Origin of the sequence: Moorena sp. SIO4E2 (assembly GCF_010671945.1) — a bacterium.
GTDB classification, from domain to species: domain Bacteria; phylum Cyanobacteriota; class Cyanobacteriia; order Cyanobacteriales; family Coleofasciculaceae; genus Moorena; species Moorena producens.
This window is the reverse complement of sequence record NZ_JAAHIE010000787.1, coordinates 1-2819: the sequence shown is the minus strand read 5'-3', so window position 1 is coordinate 2819 and position 2819 is coordinate 1. Positions and strand designations below refer to the sequence as shown.

Below are 2819 nucleotides of genomic sequence, written 5' to 3'. Positions count from 1 at the left end.
GTATTACAGATCCGGGCTTACTACGTACAGTTAACCAAGATGACTACTACATAGACCCGGACGGTCGCTTCTTTATTGTTGCCGACGGCATGGGTGGTCATGCCGGTGGACAAGAGGCAAGTAAAATCGCCACTGAGGCGATTAAGACTTATTTGAATAAGGATTGGAACTCTCAAACCCCTTCTGATGAGTTACTAGAACAAGCGATCTATCAAGCCAATCAGGCTATCCTCAACGATCAGCAAACTCATCCAGAACGGTCAGATATGGGAACCACTGCCGTAGTGGTGATGTTCCGTCAAGACCAGTGTTGGTTTTCTCATGTAGGAGATTCTCGCCTCTATCGGTTCCGAAATTCTAAGTTAGAGAAGATTACAGAAGACCACACCTGGGTAGCCAGAGCCGTTAAGTTGGGAGAACTGACAGCTAAACAGGCTCGGATGCATCCCTGGCGTCATGTTCTGTCTCAATGTCTAGGCAGAAAGGATTTACCTAAAGTCGATGTCTATCCGATAGAGGTTAAATTATGCGATCGCCTTTTGCTTTGTAGCGATGGACTTACCGAAGAACTTTCCGATGAATTGATTGCTTCCTCTCTCCAAGAGAGTTCAAGTATTGATCAGGCTCTGGTTATCCTGGTTGAAGCGGCTAAAGAGCAAGGCGGTAGGGATAACATTACTGTGGTTATTGTAGAGATTGGGGAAAGGATGAAAGGTGTTGGATGAAAAGTCTTGGGTGAAGGTGCGTTATTAACACACCCTAGAGGTAGAGTTATTTCGTAAATACAGCTTGGATATATCAGTTACTAGCACTGAGGTAAAACAGAAAGCTCACTCCCTGGGCTTTCATAAGGTCGGCATTGCAGCTGTGGATGTTGATCATAATGACTCAGCAGAGCAAAACTTGAAGGCTTGGCTAGGGTTAGGGTATCAAGCAGAAATGGATTGGATGGCAAATCCTCGACGCTTGGATATTCGTGCCTGTATGCCAAAGGTGAAGTCAGTAATTTCTGTTGCTCTCAACTACTACACCCCTCAGCAGCGTCCCGAAAGCCCTGAGTATGGGAAAATCTCCCGTTACGGTTGGGGGAGAGATTACCACAAGGTCATGCATAAAAAATTGAAGGAATTGACCTTTTGGTTACAAGCACAAGCAGAAGAAATCCAGGTGCGTTACTATGCTGATACAGGGCCAGTACAAGATAAAGTCTGGGCGCAGCGCTCAGGTATTGGTTGGATTGCTAAAAATGGTAATGTAATTACGCGGGAGTATGGCAGTTGGGTATTTTTAGGGGAAGTGTTGACTAACCTAGCCTTGACCCCAGATACCCCTCACACCTCACACTGTGGTAGCTGTACCCGCTGTATTCAAGCCTGTCCAACGGGTGCTATTACCAAACCGTTTGTCGTTGATGCCAACCGCTGCATCGCCTATCATACCATTGAGAATCGGGCTGAAAACTTGCCGGAATCGATTAAACCCCATTTAGAAGGCTGGGTTGCTGGTTGTGACATCTGTCAAGATGTTTGCCCCTGGAACCAACGTTTTGCTAAAGAAACTGATGTGGTAGAGTTTCAGCCCTACCCTTGGAATGTGGCTCCTCGACTCACAGAATTAGCTACTATATCTGATCAGGAGTGGAATCGACGGTTTCCAGCTTCGGCGCTGCGGCGTATTAAGCCAAATATGCTACGGCGCAATGCCCAAGCTAATATTGATGCATCTCAAAAATCGGTTGACTAGTCTGACTAGTCATTGATTACTTGGGTGGCGAATTGCGAATTGCGAATTGCGAATTGTTAATTGTTAATTGCTCAATGAGTGTAAAAGTAATTCTTTTTGATTTTGATGGGACTCTGGCTGATACCCTTACTGCCATTGTCAAGATTAGTAATAGCTTAGCGGGAGAATTTGGATATCAGCCCACATCAGCTGAAAAATTGGAGCAAATTAGACATTTAAGCTCTAGGGAAATTATTAAGCAATCGGGTATTTCGAGGTTTAAAATACCGTTTTTGTTAAAAAAGGTGCAAAAACTATTACGCCAAGATATTCAAAGTTTAACTCCTATTCCTGGAATAATTGACGTTTTAAATGATTTAAAATCTGAAGGTTACCAATTAGGGATATTGACATCTAACTCGGCAGAAAACGTTAACCTTTTTCTGACCCATAATTCTTGGGTAAAGCTTTTTGATTTTGTTGACTCAGGGAGTCCCATATTGGGGAAAGAAAAAGTTATTCGTAAATTCCTCAAAAAACATAATTTAAATCCTGCTGATGTGATCTATGTCGGAGATGAAACTAGGGATATTGAGGCAGCTAATAAAAATACTATTAAAGTAGTTGCTGTGAGTTGGGGATTTAATTATAAAGAAGCCCTAGCTCAATATCAACCCGATTTTTTGATCGACGAACCCCAGGAGTTATCTGAAGTAGTATCTAATTTAGATAACTCAAAAGTTAAATCAAAAGTATTTTGTTATTAGTAATTATTTACTGGTTACTTATTACTTGTTAATTTACCAATGATAATTTGATATCAGCCAATTTTAAATCACATCTTGCACTACTAACCATAGTCAGCCAGGGATGAAAATCCCACCGCGAGTAAATCAAGTCCTGTCAAGACTGAAGTTACCCCATACAGGTGTACTATCAATCCCTAAAAGCTTACTGTGCTTGCATTTTGACCCAGCCAACTGATTGCGGAGAACCTGATACAACACTGGGATGAATTGGTGAGCAAACACCGATATCTGTTGCGCTACAATTGGTTGCTGTTTGAGCGCACAGCCAAACGCCTTGGATTAAAACTG

The 2819-nt window shown here is 42.5% G+C and carries 3 protein-coding genes; all 3 read left to right on the top strand.

Annotated features, from left to right (window positions below):
* Positions 1-2 precede the first annotated feature (2 nt).
* The 3 genes from F6K37_RS37205 to F6K37_RS37195 all read left to right on the top strand — a co-directional run bounded on the left by F6K37_RS37205 (position 3) and on the right by F6K37_RS37195 (position 2489).
* On the top strand, positions 3-725 hold the full coding sequence (locus F6K37_RS37205) for a Stp1/IreP family PP2C-type Ser/Thr phosphatase (protein WP_287256013.1): 723 nt from the start codon (positions 3-5) through the stop codon (positions 723-725).
* A 64-nt stretch (positions 726-789) separates the two neighbouring features.
* The gene (gene queG / locus F6K37_RS37200) at positions 790-1743 is read left to right on the top strand and encodes a tRNA epoxyqueuosine(34) reductase QueG (protein WP_008180872.1); all 954 of its coding nucleotides are present in this window, start codon (positions 790-792) and stop codon (positions 1741-1743) included.
* A gap of 74 nt (positions 1744-1817) precedes the next feature.
* Positions 1818-2489 carry an HAD-IA family hydrolase gene (locus F6K37_RS37195; protein WP_008180869.1) on the top strand — a complete coding sequence of 224 codons (672 nt, stop codon included), beginning with the start codon at positions 1818-1820 and terminating at the stop codon, positions 2487-2489.
* Positions 2490-2819: the final 330 nt, after the last annotated feature.

Coding starts and splice junctions, on each gene's coding strand:
- F6K37_RS37195 (WP_008180869.1), top strand. CDS start 1,818: ATGAGTGTAAAAGTAATTCTTTTTGATTTTGATGGGACTCTGGCTGAT.